Origin of the sequence: Streptomyces sp. ISL-87, from assembly GCF_018614095.1 — a bacterium.
Lineage (GTDB): Bacteria > Actinomycetota > Actinomycetes > Streptomycetales > Streptomycetaceae > Streptomyces.
In genome coordinates, this window is the sequence record NZ_JAGGOY010000154.1 from 1 (window position 1) to 19,671 (window position 19,671).

Consider the following 19,671-nt stretch of genomic DNA (forward strand, 5'->3'; position numbering starts at 1 on the left):
ATTGCCCCCAAGGTCGTAAGCGGTGCCGGAGCACCTGGCGGCGCTCCGGCCTCGCAACGTCACACTCTATTCAGACCCCGAGCTGGACACGGAGGCTGCTCTGCTGAAAGACCTGGCCGGTCTCCAGGTTCTTTACGAAGGCTCTCGCGTAGATCTCCTCGGCACCCAGCTCGGTGTCGAGCGTGTCACTGTTTGTTCTAAATGTCGCGGTGCGGCTTTGCGATGACGCGGAGGTACTGACGTGCTTGCCGCGAAGGACGAGGTCGTCATCGTCGCTGTCCTGCTCCCACAGGTCGACCCAAGTCTCGAACGGGAACTGGTTCCGCGTCTCGAATGCGGTGAAGCTCAAGCTGTACCCGATCGAAATGGTCCACCTGTCACCGGCCTGCCGCGGCGTGATCGTGACGCCGGTGACCGATGCCGCGGGGAGGCCGAGGCCGGGCGCGGCCCCAACAAAAGCTCTGCCTTCAGCGGTAGGCGTCGTTGTGGCTGCTGATACCGTGGGCACACTCCCCACCAGCGCCAGTATTGCCGCCGTGAATACGATTGCCTTTCGAGTGCGCATGGTGACCTTCCAACGGGTGGCCTGTCAGATTCTGTGGTAAACGTTGCCCGCCCAATCTGACGATTGGGTGGCGCGACCATAAAGTGACCAGTGGTCCGGCCAAACCCCCATTCCCTCCGGCAGGCGCACGTCACGCGACCCGCTCACCGAGTCCGTGGAGATGACACGGCGTTCACCGCCGCTCGGGTCATTGGCCCGAAGTTGGACTGCGGCTGAAACCCCCGGCGTGAGGCGGCCTACATCAGAAGCCTAGGTCTGTTACTCCCTTCGCGCATCTGAGCCACAGTGCCAGGGAAGGGAGAAGTCATCCCGGCGGCCGTGATGACGCATGTGGGGCTTTTTGGCAGGCTGGTGACCAAACCGGCAGGCACCCACCAGTGCCGAGGACGCACGCCATGCCGTCGTCGGCCCGTCCTTGCGAGCGACGCAGCCGGACCCCTTCCAGGCATTCGCCGACCGCAATGCGGTGAGTCAGAAACTGCATGGGGAGGTCACCAAGCTGGTCCCGTCCGGCGTCTTCGTTCAGGTCGCCGACGGAATCGAGGGACTGGTCCACCTACAAAAGCTCACATGGACGCCCGAGGACGATCCGTCGGATGTCGTCCAGGTCGGCGACGAGATCACGGTCGTCGTAACTGAAATCGACCGAGAGCGACGCAGGCTGGTCCTCTCCCGACGACAGGTCTCATCCGACCACCTGTGATAAACGCGGTAGCCGTCAAACTTCTGTTATGCGCTCTTGAACAGTCCGCGGTCCTCCAGCGCGAAGAAAGCCAGCTGCTCCTCCTCCACGGCCTCGACCGGCGTCGGATCCGGCTCCCACGCCTCCTGCGGGGTCGTCCCGTCCGCAAAGCCGCCGGGGTGATGCTCGGCTCTCCACCAGGCCACCCAGTCGAGCAGCACCTTCACGAAGTCCACGAACGGCAGCACGTCCTCCACCGGATCCGGCCGGTACACCTCGACCGGGCGGGCCCGCAGCGTGTACCCCGGCAGCGAGACCAGGAGGTGTACTCGTTGCGCCGGGCGCAAGCCTTCGCCGGACCTCCCCCGGCGTCGGTGGTCGACTGGCGCTACGGCATCCGGGAGGGGGTGGTCGACCGGCATCTCGCCGACGTCCACCAAGCCACTTGGGTTAGAGGTGGCGGCCCATCCGCACGCGCCCTACGCCTCGGGCACGTTCATGTACTCGTACCAGGGCTTCGAGGTAATTGAGGTGTCGCCCGGAGACGTACACGCCACTGCTGGGTGCGCCCCGGCAGGCTTCTGCCGACCGGGGCGCCCGCACGTCAGTGGCTGAGGTGCACCTCGAGCCTGACCTCGGTCGGGCTGACGAAGGACCCGTGGATTTCACCACGAGCCTTGCTGAAAGCCCCGGTACCACCGGTGATCGCGGCGTCGAAGTCGGACGGGGCCGCAGTCAGGACGTCGTAGAGCAGCCCCTGGGAAGTGATCTGCCCCTCCTTCAACGCAAGGGTTACGTTGCACTGGGCCTCGCCGCCGTCACTGGTACTGAGGATGGTGCAGACACCACCGCCAGTGCCGACCTTCTTCCCGTCGCGAAACAGGTCGTTCGTGAAGACCTGTGTGTCACCGGGACTTGGGACGCCGTTGTTGTCCACGTCGACGAATGTCTCCTGGATGTTCCGCTCCACCAGCTCGAAGGCCCTTTCGCCGCCATGGCCGCCATCACCCGCCAGTGCCGCCGCGACCGGTGCGCAGGTGAGGATCGCGGCCAACGCGGTGGCCGCGCCGAGACCTACTACCTTGAAGTGCTGCATCATGCGTCTCCTGGGATTCTCGAACAGATACATGACGATCTGTCGCTTGCATCCCGTTCTATCCTCTTTCCCTATGCCCGGAGCAGCCAGACACAGACGGCACACCGGCGCACCCCGCCGGATCCGGCCAATCGGAGCAGGTCAAACCCGACGACAGCCACGCAGCCGCGGACTCGCCACTGACGAGCCGCCCTGGCTCAGACGGAACTCGTCGCAGCCGAGCCGCTCCAGCTCGTTGGTGGTGCGATGGCTGGAGGCCGCGTGCGGGTCGCGAGCAGCTCCATACCTGTGGATCAGCCCTGCCGGAAGGAGGCGTATCTTCCCGATGGGTCGATCGATAGGTCATCGAGCAAGGCCGACGTTGCAGCGTCGGTCGGGTAGGCACGCCCGTGCTTCGGTAGTCAACGAGGACGGCACCACGCCAAGCGGCAGCTCGCTGCTGGATGAGATCGTCCGGGAGGGCAAGTACACGTAGTCCGTGGCAGACAGGTCGCGGTCCATGAAGGCGGCATGGTCGGCCCGCCACGGGGCCGTCAGCCGTGTCACGGTGGCAGGCGACAGGCCGGCCACGGAGCCGAGGAACTGCTCCAGCGCGGGAACGAAGTCGCCCGAGGACAGGCCCTACAGGTAGAGCAGCGGCGGCGCCTCACTGATCTCCGGGGACTTGCGGCATCAGAGCGGGCAGGATTGCCGAGGGAGAACAGCTTGCGCTCGCCCGTGTCGGGTCGGTGCCCTTGTCGTTCACGCGCGGGGCCTTCACCTCGACCGCCCCGGGGGTGGTGACCTGCCAGGGGGCTGGTGGTAGCGGCTGCGGACCACCAGACGGCGTCCCTTGTCGTCGCATCAGCCAAATGGGCTATGTAGGCGTTGACTCGGCCGGCCAGGCGGATGCAGGCCGCCGCCCTGGAATGTGGGCCGACGGCATCCACCTGCGCATCCGCCTGGACGAGGCCAAGGCCGCCGTGCTGCTGGCGATGGGCGTACGGGCCGACGGCACCAAGGAGCGGATCCGCTGGCTTACGGCTACCGAGAGTCGGTGGAGGCGTGGGCGGGGCTGCTGCGGGACTGCGCCCGCCGGGGCGTACGCAGTCCCGGTCCTGGCGGTCGGCGACGGCGCGCTCGGCCCTCTGGAAGGCCCTGGCCGAGGTGTTCCCCGACACCGTCGGCCCAGCCCACGGCCAAGCGGGCGAGGGTGCGGTTGAGGCGTTCGACTTTGCCGTTGGTCTGGGGCCGGTAGGGCCGGGTTCGCTTGTGGGTGATCCCGGCCGCCGCGAGCGTGTCTCGCCAGGCGTGGGACTTGTAGCAGGAGCCGTTGTCCGTCAGGACCCGTTCCACGGTGATTCCGACGCTGGCGAAGTAGATCTGGGCTCGGGTCCAGAAGGCAGTGGCGGTTTCCTTCTTCTCGTCTTGCAGGATTTCGCTGTAGGCGAGGCGGGAGTGGTCGTCGACGGCGGTGTGGATGTACTGGTAGCCGACGCCGGAGGTCTTGCGGCCCGCTGGCCGGCCGAGGACCTTGTGACCGCCGCCGTCGGGGATGTTCCCGAGCTTCTTGATGTCCACGTGGACCAGCTCGCCCGGGCGTTCGCGTTCGTAGCGGCGTATGACGCGGCCGGTGGCCCGGTCCAGGTGCGTCAGGCGGGCCAGCCGGTACCGGGTGAGGATGCGGTGCACGGTGGAGGGCACCAGCCGCAGGTGGTGGGCGATGCGGGCCGGGCCCCACCGGCGGTCCCGGGGCAATACACCTAGCCGTCGTACTCGAAACACACCGCCTTGTCGGCCGACCCCCCATCAGTCGGTGACCGCCTCGACCAGCGGCAGCCCCGCCCCTCTCTCCGCGAGACCCCGGTCTTGCGGAGAGGCGGGCCGGGCGTTGAACGCACCGCCGGGCAGGCACGCGCCGGGCGCCTGCGTCGTGGGCCCGGCATCACCGGCGGGACACCGTCTAGCGTCTAGCCTGGAGAGATGGGCGGTGAACTCGTGACGCTGTTCCTCGCCGGTGACGTGATGCTCGGCCGCGGCGTCGACCAGATCCTTCCGCACCCCGGTGACCCGGCCCTGCCGGAGGTGTACGTCACCGATGCCCGCAGGTACGTCGAGCTGGCGGAGGCGACGAACGGCACGATTCCGCGTCCGGCGCCCTTCTCGTGGCCCTGGGGCGAGGCGCTGGGCCTCCTCGACGCGGCCGCGCCCGACGCCCGGATCCTCAACCTGGAGACGTCCGTCACCCAGAGCGACGACATCGCCCCCGGCAAATCGGTTCACTACCGGATGCACCCCGCCAACCTGCCCTGCCTGGCCGCCGCCCGACCCGACGCCTGTGCCCTCGCCAACAATCACGTCCTGGACTACGGCCGTCACGGGCTGGCCGACACCCTCGGCTCGCTTGCCGCCGCAGGACTACGGACGGCGGGCGCGGGCCGAGACCTCGACGAGGCGCGCCGGCCCGTGGTTCTCCCGCTCCCCGGGAACCGTCGCCTGCTGGTCTTCTCCCTGGGTACGGCGTCGAGCGGTGTCCCCCACACCTGGGCGGCCACCGCCGACAGGAGCGGGATCGACTTCGTCGACGAGGCCTCGGATGCGGCGGCGGCTGAGGTGGTCGGCCGCATCCGGCGGGCGAAACGATCCGGCGACCTCGTGGTCATCTCGATCCATTGGGGCTCCAACTGGGGCTACGCCGTCCCACGCGACCAGATCCGCTTCGCGCACACGCTCGTCGAGGGCGGCGCGGACGTCGTCCACGGGCACTCCTCGCACCATCCACGCCCGTACGAGGTGTACCGGGGGCATCCGATCCTCTACGGCTGCGGCGACCTGATCGATGACTACGAAGGCATCGGCGGCCAGGAGCAGTACAGGGACGATCTGCGGCTGCTCCACTTCATTTCGCTGGAGCCGGACACCGGCCGGCTCGACGACGCCCGCCTCATCCCCCTGCAGGCCCACCGGATGCGCCTGCGGCACGCCTCGCGCGAGGACTCCGACTGGCTCCGCGAGGTTCTCGCCCGCACCAGCCGCGCCTTCGGCACCCACATCGCCCGAGGCCCGGAGGGCACCATCACCGTCCACCCGCTGCAACCACCCTGACGCCGCACGGCGACGGTCATGGAGTCCTGGTGGCCTGCTCTTCTACGAAGCCAGCAGCGCGCTGGACGACCATCGCCAGCGCATCATGATCGATAGCAGCACGGCTGAATGCCGGCCCGGGTTACCGTACCGGCAGGGTGAGTTCGCCTCCGCGGTAGAAGCTTTCCCGCTCCTCGACGACGTACGGGGCCATGACCTCACGCCGCCGCTTCTCCGCGTCGGAGGACCGCCACGCGTCGCACGCTTGCTTGGTGTCCCAGAGGGACACTCCGGTGATTTCCTGCCCGTCCTCGGACCAAAACGCAAACGCGCGGCGCATGCCATCAGGAGTGGAATCCGGGCGCCACGCCCTCTCGAACTCCTCCAAGGCGCCCGCCTTGATGCGGCGCGCTGTCACCCAGACAAAGTGATTCTCCATGGCAGCCTCCTCAAGAGCGGGGTTCGGCACGCCGCCGTCTCTCTGACCACCGTAGGTCCGTGCAGCCGCTTCCGCCTCCGAGCCGGCGGCTCCCGTAGCCCGCGTCGGGTGCCTGGACGACTCCGTCGCGGGCCCGCTGCGGTCCGTCACCCGTGGCGGTGAGGTGGAGGGCCGATGCTCGTAGTTCAGGCGGCAACAGACGGCAACAGATCCGGGCGGGGCACGGCTTGCTGGCTGCCTCCTGGGTGTGGCCTGGAACGGATCCCTCGTGAATTTACACGAACGATCGTGCTAGATGCTGAGGCTGGGACCGCTGGATTATCGGTTGTCGGAGGGCCAGTGCTAAACGCCAGGCGAGGATCTCCCGGCGCACACCCCGGAAGGCGGCCCCCGGGGTGTGGAGGGACCTGTGGCCCCGCACCCTGGACGTATGGGTGCGGTCATCGTCCTTTTCGAGCTGGAAGCGGACCAGGCCATCGGCCCGGACGGCGTCGAGCCGGTCGTGCTCCAGGTGCACGCCGCCGGAGCCGACCCAGACGTGCCCGAGGACCCGCTGCCGCGCACACTCTGCGGCCTGGACACCGACCCGATGGAGCACTCCCACTACCGGCCGGCCGGACCAGGTGAGCCCTGGTACCCGCCCGCCTTTGATGACCGGCGGTGCCAGGCATGCGAGGCGGCGTTGCACCTGCTCTGACCGATTGGGGGCACGGCAGCATCCGCCATCAGGGGTGTGGGTTGACCATCACAGCGTGTATCTGCGGATCCGGTAGCGCAGTCCGGACGTCGACGACTGCCATCCTTTGTCCTCGGCGACTTTCCACCTCGGGTCCGGTGCCGGGGCGTACGTGTCGCCGTCCGCCGGCAAGTCGACTTCCGTCACCGAGAGCGTCGTGGCGTATCCCAAGGCGGCACGGTAGATTTCCCCGCCGCCGATCACCCAGACCGCAGCAGAGGCGGCTGCTGCCAACGACTCGGCTGCCAACGACTCGGCTGCGAGTTCCAAAGCCTCGGGGACGGACCCGGCACGTTCCGCGCCTTCGGCCACCCATTGAGGATCGCGAGTCACCACGATGTTCCGCCTGCCGGAAAGCGGGCGGAATCGCGGAGGCAGCGAATCCCATGTTTTGCGCCCCATCACCACTGGATTACCGAGGGTTGTCGCCTTGAAATGCGCCATGTCCTCCGGCAGTCGCCACGGAATCGCGTTACCCGCGCCGATCACACCATCGAGGGTCTGCGCCCAGATCAGCCCGACGTTCACACCGCCACCGGAGCTTTGATGGCCGGGTGGTGCTGGTAGTCGAGCACTTCCACGTCGGAATAGGTGTAGTCGAAAAGCGAGTCGGCTTGACGCAGACGCAGCCCGGGGAACTCGAACGGAGTGCGCGAGAGCTGCTCGGTCACCTGCTCGACGTGGTTGTCGTAGATGTGGCAGTCGCCGCCGGTCCAGATGAAGTCGCCCGGCTCGAGGCCGGCCTGCTGGGCCACCATGTGCGTGAGCAAGGCGTAGCTGGCGATGTTGAACGGAACGCCGAGGAACAGGTCCGCGCTGCGCTGGTACAGCTGGCAGGAAAGCTTGCCGTCGGCGACGTAGAACTGGAAGAAGGCGTGACACGGTGCGAGTGCCATCTTGCTCAACTCGGCGACGTTCCAGGCGGAGACGATCATCCGGCGGGAGTCCGGGTCGCGGCGCAGGGTGTCGAGTACCTCGCTGATCTGGTCGATGTGCCTGCCGTCCGGGGTGGGCCAGCTGCGCCACTGCGCTCCGTAAACCGGGCCGAGTTCGCCGTTCGCGTCGGCCCATTCGTCCCAGATGGTGACGCCGTGCTCATGTAGCCAGCCGACGTTCGAGTCGCCGCGCAGGAACCACAGCAGTTCGTACACGACGGACCTGAGGTGCACTCTTTTCGTGGTGACCAGCGGGAACCCCTGCGAGAGGTCGTAGCGTAGTTGGTGCCCGAAGACACTTCGGGTGCCGGTGCCCGTCCGGTCGGCTTTGGCCGTCCCGGAGGTGAGCACCAGCCGCAACAGGTCTTCGTACTGGGTGTCCGCCACAGCCGTTGAGTCTACTGGTCACCTACACGCGTCAGGAGAGGGGTGCGGCCCGGTGCGGCCGAGTCCCCACCTCTCCACCAGCCCGGGTGTCCCCGAGGTCAGGGGTTGAGGGTGGGGATGTCATCGGGTTCAAGCGTTCTCGACACTTACGGCGCCTGCATGCTGGGCGCCCCGGATGGCGGGCGCGGCCAGGCGGCGGCGCCACCGCGGCCGCAGCGATGGCCTTCGCGTGCGGGCGGGCGTCTCCGACGCGCCCGCCGAGGATCGAGCCGGCCAGGGCGTCGGCGCCGAAGCCGTCGAGCACCAGCGGTACGAGGCCGGCGGCGGGGCCGGGCCGGTCGGTCAGCAGCGGCGAGATGTAGGAGTACGCCGCCAGGTCGCCGCCGGTCGTGGTCGCGCCGGCCGGTCGCCAGCGCCAGCCATAGGCGGCCGGCGCCCAGAGCGGTCAGCTCGGAGCGGATCGACGCCGTCTGGTGGCTGGCGCCGTGGTGTCGGCGGCTACCGTGGATGGCATGGAGCAGCGACCCTGCGACCGCGCCGAGATCCGGGAGACGAGGACATTCTCCGGCGGCTGCGGGAGCCGGCCGAGCAGGGGATCACCGGATTCTCGCGGTGGGTCACGATCCTGGCGTTTCTCTCGCTGCTGCCGGACGTGGCCGACCGGCATGCGGTGCTCCGGGGTGGGCTCACCTTCCTGGACGAGCCGGCGAGCTTCTTCTACGACGGCGAGACGCCGCTGTGCGCCGAGCGCGTTACAGACCCCCACCGGCGCGGCATGCTGGTCACCGCTCGCGCCGCCAGCCGCGCCGAACGCACCTGGATCCGCTAGGCCTCGGCGAGGAAGCCCCGAGCCCGACGCCGCCCGCCGTCGGCACGATCCCTCCACGCTCACGGAACCCGCGAGCTGATGACCTGTAACGAAAGGCCCCCCATGCTTGCGTCCTGGTACGACGAACAAGGCCCGGCCATCGACGTGCTGCGCGTCGGCGAGCTGCCCGACCCCACCCCCGGCCCCGGGGAGGTCCGCGTCCGGGTGACCGTCTCCGGCGTCAACCCCGGCGACACCAAGAAACGACGCGGGTGGACCGGCTCGGCGATGCCCCACCCGCGGGTGATCCCGCACAGCGACGCCGCCGGTGTCATCGACGCTGTCGGCGCCGGCGTCGACGCCCGCCGCTCCGGGCAGCGCGTCTGGGTGTACGGCGCCCAGTCCTACCGGCCCTTCGGCACCGCCGCCCAGTACACCGTCGTGCCCGCCGATCTCGCCGTCCCGCTGCCGGGCCACCTCGACGACGACCTCGGCGCGAGCCTCGGCATCCCCGGCATCACCGCGCACCGCACCGTCTTCGCCGACGGCCCGGTCGACGGCCAACTCGTCCTGGTCAACGGCGTCCTCGGCGGGGTGGGTTCACTGGCCGCCCAACTCGCCCGCTGGGCCGGGGCCGTGGTCATCGGCACCGTCCGCAGCGGCGCCGACCTGGACCGCGTCGATCCGGCGGTCGTGTCCCACGCCGTCGCGCTCGACTCCGCCGCCCCCGCCGCCGAGATCCGCGCGCACGCTCCGAACGGCGTGGACCGGATCATCGAGGTGTCCCTGTCCGACAACGCCGAACTGGACAACGCCGTCGTCGCCAACGGTGCGGTCATCGCCGCGTACGCCACGCGCGCCGACCCCACCGAGATCCCCTTCTGGCCGCTGCTGTTCAACAACGTCACCCTGCGCCTGCTGGGCAGCGACGACTTCCCCGCCGAGGTCAAACGAGAGGCCGCCCGCGAGCTGACCGCCGCGGCCGCCGTCGGCGCGCTCACCGTCGAGGTCGGCGACCGCTTCCCGCTCGCCGACCTCGCCAAGGCCCACGACCGTGTCGACGCGGGCGGACTCGGCCGTGTCCTGGTCGACATCCCCCAGTAGGACATCGGCCCTGGGGAGTTCGCCGCAGCAGTGCCCGCGGCCGCACGCCGCCGGGCCCGGACACCTGAACCCCGAGGCGACCCCCGGTCAACCCGCGGGCCGGGTAGGGGTGTTGTCGGGGTGATCACCCATGGTGGCGCCGTACGGGCGGGCAGCAAGGTTGACCCATGACAGAGCGCGCAGCAAGACTCACACGGTTCTCCTTCGTCGCGGCCCCCGTCCTCCTCATCGCCTACGGTTCCGTCCGCCTCCTGGTGGAAGGGTCCAAGGAGCCCGGAGCCGCATGGACCACCGGCCACCTCGCCTTCCTCCTCGGGGTGCTGTTCTTCGGGGTGGCGTGCGAGGGGCTGCGCCGTATGGCGGCCGCTTCCGGTGGGCCGGTCCGGCGGCGGGTGGCCCGGGCCGGGATGGTGGCCGGGCTGGTGGGAGCGGCCGCGGCCGCCACGCAGGCGGTGATCGACCTGTACGCGGGACTCCAGGCCGCCGACAAGCCGGAGATGCGGGAGATCTTCGCCCAGGTTCAGGACGTTCCCGGGGTGATGCCGGCCGTGTACACCGTCGGGCCGGCCTTCCTCTACCTGGGGATGATCACCCTGCTCGCCGCTCTCAAGGGCCGTGATGCCGTCCGGTCGCTGGCGCTCTTCGTCCTGGGCACGGCCACGATCGTGACCAACCTGGACCTCATGCCCCTCGGTGGCCTCTGCTACCTCCTGGCCTTCGCCCCCCTGCGCCGACGGACAACCGACCTGCGCGTACCGCCCGCCGCTACGGTGCCCTCAGGCCGTACGGCCTGAGGGTCGGCCGCGTCCGCTTCGAACAGCGGGCGGCGGCACGGGCACCGTCCGCGCCGCCGGACACCGGCAACCCCCGCGGCTATGCCCGCGGGGCCGGCGAGGCGGTGGGTGCCAGGCGTCTGGCGACTTCTGCCACCACCGCGGCCTGTTCGTCCGCCAGGTAGAAGTGACCGCCGGGGAATACGACGGCATCACTGGCACCCCGCGTCAGCTCCTCCATGGCCATGTCCGCCATCCGCCTCGCGTCGTCCACGAGCGGTCGCGCAGCCGGTCCCCCCCGGCCCGGATACTGCACCGCGTGGACCTCCACCTCCGGGGACAGGTCCGTGTGCCAGTCCCGGAAGTACGCCGGGCCTCCCGCGTGGGGGAAGCAGACGACGCGCACCGCCGCCGTGGGGCGCCGGTCGAAGCACCTGAGCCAGGCGGTCATGTCTACGCGCCTCCTTCCGCGGGTTGCGGTCGTCCGCTCCCGGACGCCGTCGTGTGCAGCGCGAGCAGCCGGTCTCTGGTGATCTTCCCGGTGGGACCGACGGGAAAGGACGCGACCGAAGTGAGGCGAGCGGGCACCATGTACGTGGGGAGCAGCCCGGCCAGGCAGCCAGCACCTCGTCCGGCGCGGCCGCGGAAGCGTCGTCGTCCGCGGTCTCCGCCGGGATGTAGAAGGCGGCCAGCTCCCGCCCGTGAGCGGTCTCGGGGGCGAACCGCTCCGGCAGGAACCTGGCAGCCGTGAGCCGGGGCGCGCCCGCGTAGCCGAGGGCGACGCAGTCGCCGGCTATGTGGAGGTCACCGGGAACACCGACGGGGCAGGGTTCCAGCCCGGCGTCGAGCACGTAGTAGCGGGCGTTCTGCATGGGGCGGCCGTACGTCGGCCAGGCCGGATCGACGTCCCCGATCGGGAAGCTGTTCGACCAGACCGTGCACTCGGTGGCCCCGCCGAGCGCGACCACCCGCGCCCCGGGGAACTCGCCCCGGATCTCGTCCGGCAGGCTCACCGGGATCCAGTCGCCGCTGAGCAGGACCAGCCGGAGGTCCTTGCGGCCCTCCGGGTCACGGCATTCGAGGAACGGCATCACATGTGCCATCGCGGCGGGCGCGGAGTCCCAGATGGTGATCGGCTCCTGCTCGAGCAGGTCCACCAGCGCGTCCGGTTCCGTGAAAGCATGAGCGACCGCGACGACTTCCTGGCGTGGGTCAAGACCGCCCTCTACGAGGCGGAGCTTGCGCTGCACAACGGTAACGCCCCCCGGGCACTCTGGTCGCGCAACGAACCCGTGAGCGTCCTGGGAGCATGGCGCAACGCCAACGGCCAGCAAGAACTCGACGAGCTCTTCACCGACCTCGGGAAGAGCTTCTCCGACTGCACGTCGTACGCGTTCGAGCTGCAGGCGCACGACGTTCTGGGCGACATGGCCTATACAGCCGGCCTCGAGCACACCTCCGCCTCCGTGGACGGACAGCCGCGCACCTACACGTTGCGGGCCACCCAGGTGTACCGCGCGAGGACGGCGAGTGGAGGGTGGCCCATCGTCATGGCGACACCGTGACCGATTGAAGGTCCCCGCTGCGCGTACTAACGGGCCGGTGGCGCGCGCGGGTCCCTCATACGTGGCGTTGTCGTCCGCGCGTCGCCCCGGGCGCTGACGGCGGTACCGGCGCGGGGAACCGCTCCGGTACCGGCTCGTCCGCTGGTGCGTCCCGGGAGGCGGGGTCAGTGGGCGAGTTCGGCCACCGAAGCGCGCAGGGTCTCCCGCAGGCGGGCCATCTGCTCCGCGCCGTAGGTCCAGCTGTCGTACTCGTTCTGCACCAGCAGGCGCCCGCCGAAGGTGGCGGTGGCGATCTTCGGGGGCATGCCGGGCGCGTTCGCGGTGCCGCCGAACCGCAGCAGTCGTACCCCCTCCGGAACCGGGTGGGCCGGGACCCGTCCCACGTTGGAGATGCCGTAGCTGACCACCGGGACCGGGAGCGCCACCCCGCGGGAGCCGGCGCGGATCGCGGCGAGCAGGAAGCGCTCCGGGTCGCGCCGGGCCAGGGCGGTGGTGAACTGGTCGGCGACCTCGGCTCCGATGGCGTCAGGATGGTCGTCGTGCGAGACCTTCAGCGGGGTCTGCAGTCCGGTGACGCAGTTGAGCACGGTGTCCAGCGGCAGTTCGGGGGTCAGGCGGGTGCGCAGGTCGACTCCGTGGCCGCACACCATCGCCAGCGGCCCCGTCGCGGGGCTGAGCTGGGCGCGTACTGCACTGAGCACCAGGCCGGTGATCACGCTGTTGACGGTGACGCCACGGGCGCGGGCGGCCGCGACGAAGGCGTCGGTGGCCGGCGGTTCGAACTCCAGGCGGTCGACGACGAACCGGCATGAGGGTGCGGGGCGTCGGGGCTGGTCCGCGCCCTCGGGGAGGAGGGTGGCGGGCGGGAGGGCGGCCTGCGCGGCGGCCTGCGCGAGGGTATCGGCCAGGGCATCGATCTCGCGGTCCGGGAAGGCACGGGCCAGCCGGACGTCGATGGCCTCGGGCAGATCGTCACGCTGCTCGGGCGTGAGGTCCGCGCCCGACGCCAGCGCGGTGTAGTGCCGCCAGAATTCGTTCAGCAGCTCGAAGGCGGAGCGGCCGTCGGCGACTCCGTGGTGCACGCCGAGTACGACCCGGTGGTGCTCGCCGTCGCTGATCAGCCAAGCGTGCAACATGCTCTCGGTCCAGTCGGGCCGGGTGTTGAGCAGTTCGGCGAAGGCCTCGTCGGCGCCGTCGAGCACGGTGAGCGGCGGCTGGACCCGGTCGCGGACGCGGAACATGAGTCCTTCGTCACCGGGGATCACCTCGGACCGCAGGATCGGGTGCCGGGCGGTGAGCAGTCCGAGGGCCAAGGACATCAGGGCCGGGTTCATGGGACCCCGGACCTGGGATTCGACGTAGGCCGGCATGTCGTGGAGCGGAAGGCCGGCGGCCCCCAGGTCGACGAAGTAGACGGTCTCGAAAGGCGATATGAGGCGCTGGCTTGTCATGGCGTGCGGTTCTCCCGTGTGCGTGGTGGGCGAGCGGTCCGGGCTGCGTCACCCTGCCCCAGGTCTCCTCGGCAGCGCGCGGGGTCGCGCTCGAGGAGTCCTGGAAGGCGGCTTCAACCGGCTCGGCGCGGTGTCTGAAGTGGCGGTAGAAAGTGGCGTGAAGACGCCCCCCCCCGGGCGGCGGCGCTCGCCGACTGTCGTTTGTCGGTTGCTGGTTGTCGGACGGCACCATAACACCATAAACATGGACACGTCACTGTTTGTCAGTCAACGCCACGAACGGCCGACCGGGTGGCCCCCGATCTGGAGCCCGGCCCCCCGGCCACCGTTCGATCACGAGGGAAACCCATGTTCACAGCGGTTTTTGAAGATCTGTCAGCACTCGGCCAGGATTTCGTCGACGACCCCCACCCGGTCTACGCGCGGCTCCGCGCGAAGGGGCCGGTGCACCGGGCGCGCAGCGCTGCTTCGGGCGAGTTCTGGCTCGTCGTCGGTCACGAGGAGGCGCGTGCCGCGCTCACCGACGCCCGGCTGTCGAACGACATCCGGCATTCGTCGACCTGGAAGGACGACGGGGGCAACTCCATCGGCCTCAACATGGTTCAGACCGACCCGCCGCAGCACACCCGGCTGCGTAAGCTCGTCGCCAAGGACTTCACCGCCCGCCGCATCGAAGCGCTGCGTCCGCGCGTCCAGCAGATCACCGACGAACTGCTTGACGCCATGGTCCCCTCGGGCCGGGCGGACCTGGTCGACGCGTTCGCGCTCCCGCTGCCGCTGGCCGTGATCTGCGAACTGCTCGGGGTCCCGGCCACGGACCGCAAGAGGTTCAACGACTGGTACCTGGAGAGCACCGACTTCGCCAAGCCCGAAGCGGCCATGGCGGCGGCTCAGGCCATGACCGGATACCTCGCGGAGCTCATCGAGGCCAAGCGGCGCGAGCCCGGGGACGATCTGCTGAGCGCTCTCGCCCGGTCCGTGGACGACGCGGGTGAGGAAGCCGACCGGCTCTCCACCGAGGAGATGCTGGGCATGGCCTTCCTGCTCCTGGTGGCCGGCTACGAAACGGCGGCCAGCGTGCTGTCCAGCGGCACCCTCGCGCTCCTGCGGCACCCCGAGCAGCTGGCGGCCCTGCGCGCAGACTGGTCGCTGCTGGACAACGCGGTGGAGGAGATGCTCCGCTACGAGGGCCCGGTGGAGACCACGGCGTTCCGCTACACCAAGGAGCCGGTGGAGATCGGGGGCGTGTCCATCCCACAGGGCGAGTCGGTGGCCGTCGTGCTCGCCGCCGCCTCGCGCAACCCGCAGCGGTTCGCCGAACCCGACCGGTTCGACATCCACCGCGATACCCGCGGCCACATGGCGTTCGGCCACGGCATCCACCACTGCCTCGGCGCGCCGCTGGCCCGTATGCAGGCCGCCGTCGCCTTCCGCGCCCTGCTCGAGCGCTGCCCGGGCCTGGCCCTGGACATCGATCCGGACGCGCTGACCTGGCGTCCCAGCATGATGCTGCGCGGACTGCACCAGCTCCCCGTCACCTGGTGACGGCGGGCGTCCCCGGGCCCGCGCCCCCGGGGACGCCGTCCGGCGTCAGACCCCGGCCGGCGGCGAGGGAGCGGCGCGTCAGGACACCAGGTCCACGCGCAGCTCGCCGAGTCCGCGAATGTTGACCTGCGGACGCCATACGACGTCCTCGCGGGCCAGGGTGATGTCGCGGTAGCGCCCGACCAGCTCGGTGAAGACGAGGCACGCCTCGGCCTTCGCCAGCATGGCGCCGATGCAGTAGTGCGGGCCGCCGCCGAAGGACATCGGGTGGACGTCGCGCCGCGACAGGTCCAGACGGTCCGGGTCGGAGTAACGGCGCGGATCACGGTTGGCCGCCCCGAGCAGGATCATCACCTTCGAGCCGGCCGGGATGGTGGTGTCGCCGACCTCGACGTCCCTGGTGGTGATGCGCGCCACGAGCTGGATCGGCGCGTCGTACCGCACCAGTTCGTCGATCCCGTTCTGGATGAGACCCGGGTCCTCGCGCAGGGCCCGCAGTTGCTCCGGGTGCCGCAAGAGGCCCAGCATCCCATTGCCGATGAGGTTGACGGTCGTCTCGTGGCCACCCATGAAGAACATCAGCACGTTGGCGATGATCTCGTCGTCCGTGAGCTTCTCGCCGTCGAACTCCGCCAGCAGCAGCCGGGACAGCAGGTCGTCACGGGGCGCGGCTCGGCGCAGGGCCAAGTGCTCGGCCACGTAGGCGCCGAACTCCTGCGCCGCGTCGTTCATCGACCGGCGGGTGGCGTCGTCGGGAGCCGGGTCGATGACGTGGCCCAGCGCGTCGGTCCACTTGCGGCACAAATCGGCGTCCTCCACCGGAAGACCGCCGAGTCCGCAGAAGACCGTCACGGGCACCCGGGCGGCCAGGGATCCGATGAGGTCGACATCACGTCCGCTGCCCATCTCGTCCATGATCTGGTGCACGATGCCGGCGATCCGCGGAGCCAGCTCATGGATGGCTCTTGCGGTGAACAGCGGGTTGGCGAGGCCGCGCAGCCTGCGGTGTCCGCCGCCGTCCCGCATGAGCATCCAGCGACGGGTGGACTCGACGATCGGGCTGTCCCAGCCCCCGCGCTGCTCCGCCCACCTGGGATCCTGCGGGTACTCGCTGCTCAACTGCGGTTTGCGGATGAGCGAGGCGACTTCGCTGTATCCCGAGATGACCCAGTGCCCGTAGGGCGTGCGGTGGACCGGCTCCGCGTCCCGGAGCCTCTTGTACAGCGGGTAGGGGTCGTCCCGCAGACGGGGATCCCGCGCATCGAACAGAGCAGCCTTCTCCTTGAGTTGCATTGCCGTCTCCCCGTTGGGTGGCGCTCCTGCGGGACCGTCCTCGAACCCGGTCCCCGAAGAAGCACTCGAAACACTGAGAAGCAGACAAACAACGGCGACTGGAGCTTCGCTCGTACGGGGGCGGAGATCGCGGCGAGAACCGGGATCAGCTGGGCGAAGTCCTTGTAGCGTGCCGGGGAATCGCCTCCGCCGGCCCTCTGGATCCGGCCGGTCGAGGAGAGCCCGGGGGCACTGCCACGTGCCCACGGATGTCACAGGTGCCACAGGGGAGTCAGAGTGCGGCGAGCTGTTTTCGACGACAACCACGAGGTGTTCCGCTCGACGATGCGGGACTTCATCGCGGCGGAGGTGACACCCCACTACGGCGCGTGGGAGGCCGCCGGCCGCGTGCCCCGCGACTTCTATCTGAAGCTGGGGAAGCTCGGGATCCTCGGTTTCGGCGTCCCTGAGGAGTACGGCGGATCGGGCCCGACGCCCTTCACCTACAACGCCGTCATCGCCGAGGAGTGCGCGCGGGCCGGAGTCACGTTCGGCGGCGCCAGCGCCCACCTTGCGCTTCCCGCGACGTTCGTCAAGTACACGACGCCGGAGCAGAAGGAGCGCTGGCTGCCCGGCTTCGTCACGGGCGAGCTGATGACGGCCATCGCGATCACCGAGCCGGACGCCGGTTCGGACGTCGCCGGACTGCAGACCGCCGCCGAACTGGCCGAGGACGCCACCCACTACCTCGTCAACGGCGTCAAGGCGTTCGTCTCCGGAGGCGCCCAGGCCGACCTGGTGCTCGTGGCCTGCCGCACCCCCGGCGCGGACCCGGCCGACCGGCGCGGCGGGATGTCCCTGCTCGCCGTCGACACCCGGGCGCAGGGCGTCGAGGTCAGCGCCGAGCCCGCCACACTCGGCCTGCGCTCCTCCGACATCGTCGAGATGACGTTCACGGACGTACGGGTCCCGGTCGGCGACGTCGTGGGCGGGCTGGGCAACGCCTTCTCCTGCCTGGCGGACATCTTCGCGCAGGAACGCCTGGGCATCGCCATGGGCGCGTACGCCCACGCGGCCGGCGCGGTGCACTTCGCCACCGCGTACGTGAAGGAACGCACGGCCTTCGGCAAGCCGGTCGCCGCCTTCCAGAACACCAAGTTCGTGCTGGCCGACTGCAAGGCCGAGGTCGATGCCCTCCAAGCGGTCGTCGACCGTGCGCTGGCCGCGTTCGACGCCGGGGAACTGACCGCCGACGAGGCCGCCTCCGCCAAGCTCTACTGCACGGACGCGGCGGCCAGGGTCATCGACAAGTGCGTCCAGCTGCACGGGGGTTACGGGTTCATCATGGACAACCCCATCGCCAGGCTGTACGCGGACAACCGGGCCAGCCGCATCTTCGGCGGCACCAGCGAGATCATGCGCACGATCGTCGCCAAGTCCATGGGTCTCTGACGCACGAGACGGTCCGCCTCACGCGGACCCGCGGGCGAGTGTCCGACCAAGCGCGTGGGGCGCCGCCGGCAGGCGCCCCACCGTCCTGGTCAGTGCGGCTGGTGCCGTCGCGCCGTGGGCAGGAGCCGCTCGGCGACGAGGAGGCCGCTCAGCCGACCGCAGGCCCGAACCACTGTGTCAGCCGGCTGTGCAGCTTCTGCTGGTCTTCACCGGCCCACACCACGTGGCCGTCCGGCCGCAGCAGTACCGCGGGCACGTCCACTTCCTCGCTGACGTCGACGACGTGGTCGACACGGTCTGCCCAGCCCGCCACCGACAGCCGGCCGGTCTGGTCGAGCAGCAGCCCGCGGCCGCCGTGCATCAGCTCGTAGAGACGACCCCGCTTCAGCCCCACGTCCCGCATCCGCCGGCCGAGCAGTTCGTGGCCCTCGCCGAAGTCGTAGCGGATCCCGATCCCAGTGATCTTCTCGATCAGGTACCGGTTCACCTCCTCGAAGTCCATCAGTTCCGCCAGCAGCCGGCGCACTGCCCGGGGTCCCGGCTCGGTGGACATCAACTCCATCTGCGCGCGGGTGTTGTCCAGCACGTCGGCGGCCACCGGGTGCCGTTCGGTCTGATAGCTGTTCAACAGCCCTTCGGGCGCCCAGCCGTTGACCTCGGCGGCCAGTTTCCAGCCGAGGTTGAACGCGTCCTGGACCCCGAGGTTGAGGCCCTGTCCGCCGGTCGGCGGGTGGATGTGCGCCGCGTCTCCGGCCAGCAGCACCCGGCCGACCCGGTAGCGCTCGGCCAACCGGGTGGCGTTGCCGAAGCGGGAGAGCCAGCGCGGGGAGTGCGCGCCGAAGTCGGTGCCGGCGTACGCCCGCAGCTGCTGCTTGAACTCATCCAGGGTCGGCGCGGTCCTACGGTTCTCCACCACCCCTTCGGCGGGCGCGACGACGCGGTACATCCCGTCGCCCTGGGGGATGGCGCCGAACCGCTGCTGGGTCTTGCGGACTTCGGCCACCACGGCGGCCAGTTCCTCCGGCGACGCGGTCAACTTCATCTCGCCCAGCAGCGTCTCGACCGTAGAGGGCTCGCCGGGGAAGCCGATGCCGAGCAGCTTGCGCACCGTGCTGCGGCCGCCGTCGCAGCCGACGAGGTAGCGCGAGCGAAGCTGCGTGCCGTCGGCCAGCTCGACGGTCACCCCGTGTTCGTCCTGGCTCAGCCCGATCAGTTCGCAGCTGCGCCGGATCTCGGTGCCGAGTTCGGTGGCGCGCGCGGTCAGCAGGCGCTCGGTGACCTGCTGCGGGATGCCGAGGACGTACGAGTGCGCCGTGTCCAGCCGCTCCGGCCACGTCGTGCCGAGGCCGGCGAAGAAACCGCCGACCGTGACCTTCTTGCCGAGCGGGAGGAACCGCTCCAGCAGACCGCGCTGGTCCATCACCTCGATACTGCGCGCGTGCAGACCCTGCGCACGGGACTGCTCGGTCGGCTCCGCCTCCTTCTCCAGCACGACCACGTGCACGCCGTGCAGCCGCAGCTCGGCGGCCAGCATCAAGCCGGTCGGTCCACCGCCGGCAACGATCACGTCGATCACCACAAACCCCCCATATGCTTCCACAGCTTCTTGCTTCGGTCGGCAATTCTGCGGCATGCCCTGGGTCTTGCCGCAAGCCCCCCGGTGCGCTATAAGTTGAGAGTGGCAAGGAGTGGGTAACCTCCTTGCCTTTACGTTTGTCATCCGCTGTGGACGGACAACCTCCTCGCCGGCCCGCCCCTGACGGGGACCGCTCCGATCTGCGCCCCCTACCTCCCGCCC

19 protein-coding genes and 4 pseudogenes are annotated in these 19,671 nt (G+C 69.8%); 10 read left to right on the plus strand and 13 right to left on the minus strand.

Features of this window, described 5'->3' with window-relative positions; all coding sequences use genetic code 11:
• Nucleotides 1-70 precede the first annotated feature (70 nt).
• Nucleotides 71-565, minus strand: a complete 495-nt coding sequence (locus J7I97_RS37850; RefSeq protein ID WP_214944781.1) for a hypothetical protein — start codon at nt 563-565, stop codon at nt 71-73.
• A 466-nt stretch (nt 566-1,031) separates the two neighbouring features.
• Here J7I97_RS37850 and J7I97_RS37855 point away from each other — a divergent pair, with 466 nt between their 5' ends.
• The gene (locus tag J7I97_RS37855; RefSeq protein ID WP_308369435.1) at nt 1,032-1,268 is read left to right on the plus strand and encodes a S1 RNA-binding domain-containing protein; all 237 of its coding nucleotides are present in this window, start codon (nt 1,032-1,034) and stop codon (nt 1,266-1,268) included.
• Nucleotides 1,269-1,294: 26 nt separating this feature from the next.
• Here J7I97_RS37855 and J7I97_RS37860 read toward each other — a convergent pair whose 3' ends face one another.
• The 3 genes and pseudogenes from J7I97_RS37860 to J7I97_RS39405 form a co-directional block, all read right to left on the minus strand.
• Nucleotides 1,295-1,594, minus strand: coding sequence for a hypothetical protein (locus J7I97_RS37860; RefSeq protein ID WP_214944784.1), 300 nt, complete (start codon nt 1,592-1,594; stop codon nt 1,295-1,297).
• 257 nt (nt 1,595-1,851) lie between these two features.
• A complete protein-coding gene (locus J7I97_RS37865) occupies nt 1,852-2,346 on the minus strand; it encodes a hypothetical protein (protein ID WP_214944787.1) in 495 nt (164 codons plus the stop codon).
• Between the two features lie 459 nt (nt 2,347-2,805).
• Nucleotides 2,806-3,183, minus strand: a pseudogene (locus tag J7I97_RS39405) (IS256 family transposase); the annotation flags it as partial.
• Nucleotides 3,184-3,251: 68 nt separating this feature from the next.
• Between J7I97_RS39405 and J7I97_RS39410 the strand changes: the two are divergent.
• Nucleotides 3,252-3,504: pseudogene (locus J7I97_RS39410) on the plus strand (transposase); the annotation flags it as partial.
• A gap of 24 nt (nt 3,505-3,528) precedes the next feature.
• Here J7I97_RS39410 and J7I97_RS37870 read toward each other — a convergent pair.
• Nucleotides 3,529-4,095 (minus strand): annotated as a pseudogene (locus tag J7I97_RS37870) (DDE-type integrase/transposase/recombinase); the annotation flags it as partial.
• Between the two features lie 210 nt (nt 4,096-4,305).
• On the opposite strand from J7I97_RS37870, the gene J7I97_RS37875 reads away from it, so the two are divergent.
• Complete coding sequence (locus J7I97_RS37875) at nt 4,306-5,427, plus strand: CapA family protein (RefSeq protein ID WP_214944789.1); 1,122 nt, start codon at nt 4,306-4,308, stop codon at nt 5,425-5,427.
• A gap of 121 nt (nt 5,428-5,548) precedes the next feature.
• On the opposite strand, the gene J7I97_RS37880 is transcribed toward J7I97_RS37875, so the two are convergent.
• Complete coding sequence (locus tag J7I97_RS37880) at nt 5,549-5,845, minus strand: hypothetical protein (RefSeq protein WP_214944791.1); 297 nt, start codon at nt 5,843-5,845, stop codon at nt 5,549-5,551.
• A 430-nt stretch (nt 5,846-6,275) separates the two neighbouring features.
• Between J7I97_RS37880 and J7I97_RS37885 the strand changes: the two genes are divergently transcribed.
• Nucleotides 6,276-6,542 carry a hypothetical protein gene (locus J7I97_RS37885; RefSeq protein WP_214944793.1) on the plus strand — a complete coding sequence of 89 codons (267 nt, stop codon included), beginning with the start codon at nt 6,276-6,278 and terminating at the stop codon, nt 6,540-6,542.
• A gap of 48 nt (nt 6,543-6,590) precedes the next feature.
• On the opposite strand, the gene J7I97_RS37890 is transcribed toward J7I97_RS37885, so the two are convergent.
• Nucleotides 6,591-7,109 carry a dihydrofolate reductase gene (locus tag J7I97_RS37890; RefSeq protein ID WP_214944795.1) on the minus strand — a complete coding sequence of 173 codons (519 nt, stop codon included), beginning with the start codon at nt 7,107-7,109 and terminating at the stop codon, nt 6,591-6,593.
• The gene (locus J7I97_RS37895) at nt 7,106-7,903 is read right to left on the minus strand and encodes a thymidylate synthase (protein WP_214944797.1); all 798 of its coding nucleotides are present in this window, start codon (nt 7,901-7,903) and stop codon (nt 7,106-7,108) included. Before J7I97_RS37895 ends, J7I97_RS37890 begins: the two co-directional genes overlap by 4 nt.
• A gap of 652 nt (nt 7,904-8,555) precedes the next feature.
• Between J7I97_RS37895 and J7I97_RS40120 the strand changes: the two genes are divergently transcribed.
• The 3 genes from J7I97_RS40120 to J7I97_RS37910 all read left to right on the plus strand — a co-directional run bounded on the left by J7I97_RS40120 (nt 8,556) and on the right by J7I97_RS37910 (nt 10,609).
• Nucleotides 8,556-8,732 carry a hypothetical protein gene (locus J7I97_RS40120; RefSeq protein WP_214944799.1) on the plus strand — a complete coding sequence of 59 codons (177 nt, stop codon included), beginning with the start codon at nt 8,556-8,558 and terminating at the stop codon, nt 8,730-8,732.
• Between the two features lie 102 nt (nt 8,733-8,834).
• Nucleotides 8,835-9,815, plus strand: a complete 981-nt coding sequence (locus J7I97_RS37905; protein ID WP_214944801.1) for an NADPH:quinone reductase — start codon at nt 8,835-8,837, stop codon at nt 9,813-9,815.
• Nucleotides 9,816-9,982: 167 nt separating this feature from the next.
• Nucleotides 9,983-10,609 carry a hypothetical protein gene (locus tag J7I97_RS37910; RefSeq protein ID WP_214944803.1) on the plus strand — a complete coding sequence of 209 codons (627 nt, stop codon included), beginning with the start codon at nt 9,983-9,985 and terminating at the stop codon, nt 10,607-10,609.
• A gap of 79 nt (nt 10,610-10,688) precedes the next feature.
• On the opposite strand, the gene J7I97_RS37915 is transcribed toward J7I97_RS37910, so the two are convergent.
• Nucleotides 10,689-11,039, minus strand: coding sequence for a thioesterase II family protein (locus J7I97_RS37915; RefSeq protein ID WP_214944805.1), 351 nt, complete (start codon nt 11,037-11,039; stop codon nt 10,689-10,691).
• Between the two features lie 328 nt (nt 11,040-11,367).
• Nucleotides 11,368-11,838, minus strand: a pseudogene (locus J7I97_RS40600) (AMP-binding protein); the annotation flags it as partial.
• On the opposite strand from J7I97_RS40600, the gene J7I97_RS37920 reads away from it, so the two are divergent.
• Nucleotides 11,770-12,153: a DUF4440 domain-containing protein gene (locus J7I97_RS37920; protein WP_214944807.1), complete on the plus strand. Its 384-nt coding sequence runs from the start codon at nt 11,770-11,772 to the stop codon at nt 12,151-12,153. The pseudogene J7I97_RS40600 and the gene J7I97_RS37920 overlap by 69 nt on opposite strands.
• Before the next feature lie 164 nt (nt 12,154-12,317).
• Here the strand turns inward: J7I97_RS37920 and J7I97_RS37925 are convergent, their stop codons facing one another.
• Complete coding sequence (locus tag J7I97_RS37925; protein WP_214944809.1) at nt 12,318-13,604, minus strand: hypothetical protein; 1,287 nt, start codon at nt 13,602-13,604, stop codon at nt 12,318-12,320.
• A gap of 348 nt (nt 13,605-13,952) precedes the next feature.
• On the opposite strand from J7I97_RS37925, the gene J7I97_RS37930 reads away from it, so the two are divergent.
• Entirely contained in the window at nt 13,953-15,149 is a 1,197-nt protein-coding gene (locus J7I97_RS37930) for a cytochrome P450 (protein ID WP_214944811.1), read from the plus strand.
• 78 nt (nt 15,150-15,227) lie between these two features.
• Here J7I97_RS37930 and J7I97_RS37935 read toward each other — a convergent pair whose 3' ends face one another.
• Nucleotides 15,228-16,442: a cytochrome P450 gene (locus J7I97_RS37935; RefSeq protein ID WP_214944813.1), complete on the minus strand. Its 1,215-nt coding sequence runs from the start codon at nt 16,440-16,442 to the stop codon at nt 15,228-15,230.
• A gap of 276 nt (nt 16,443-16,718) precedes the next feature.
• On the opposite strand from J7I97_RS37935, the gene J7I97_RS37940 reads away from it, so the two are divergent.
• On the plus strand, nt 16,719-17,873 hold the full coding sequence (locus J7I97_RS37940; protein ID WP_214944815.1) for an acyl-CoA dehydrogenase family protein: 1,155 nt from the start codon (nt 16,719-16,721) through the stop codon (nt 17,871-17,873).
• 148 nt (nt 17,874-18,021) lie between these two features.
• Here J7I97_RS37940 and rox read toward each other — a convergent pair whose 3' ends face one another.
• Nucleotides 18,022-19,449, minus strand: coding sequence for a rifampin monooxygenase (gene rox / locus J7I97_RS37945; RefSeq protein ID WP_214944817.1), 1,428 nt, complete (start codon nt 19,447-19,449; stop codon nt 18,022-18,024).
• Nucleotides 19,450-19,671: the final 222 nt, after the last annotated feature.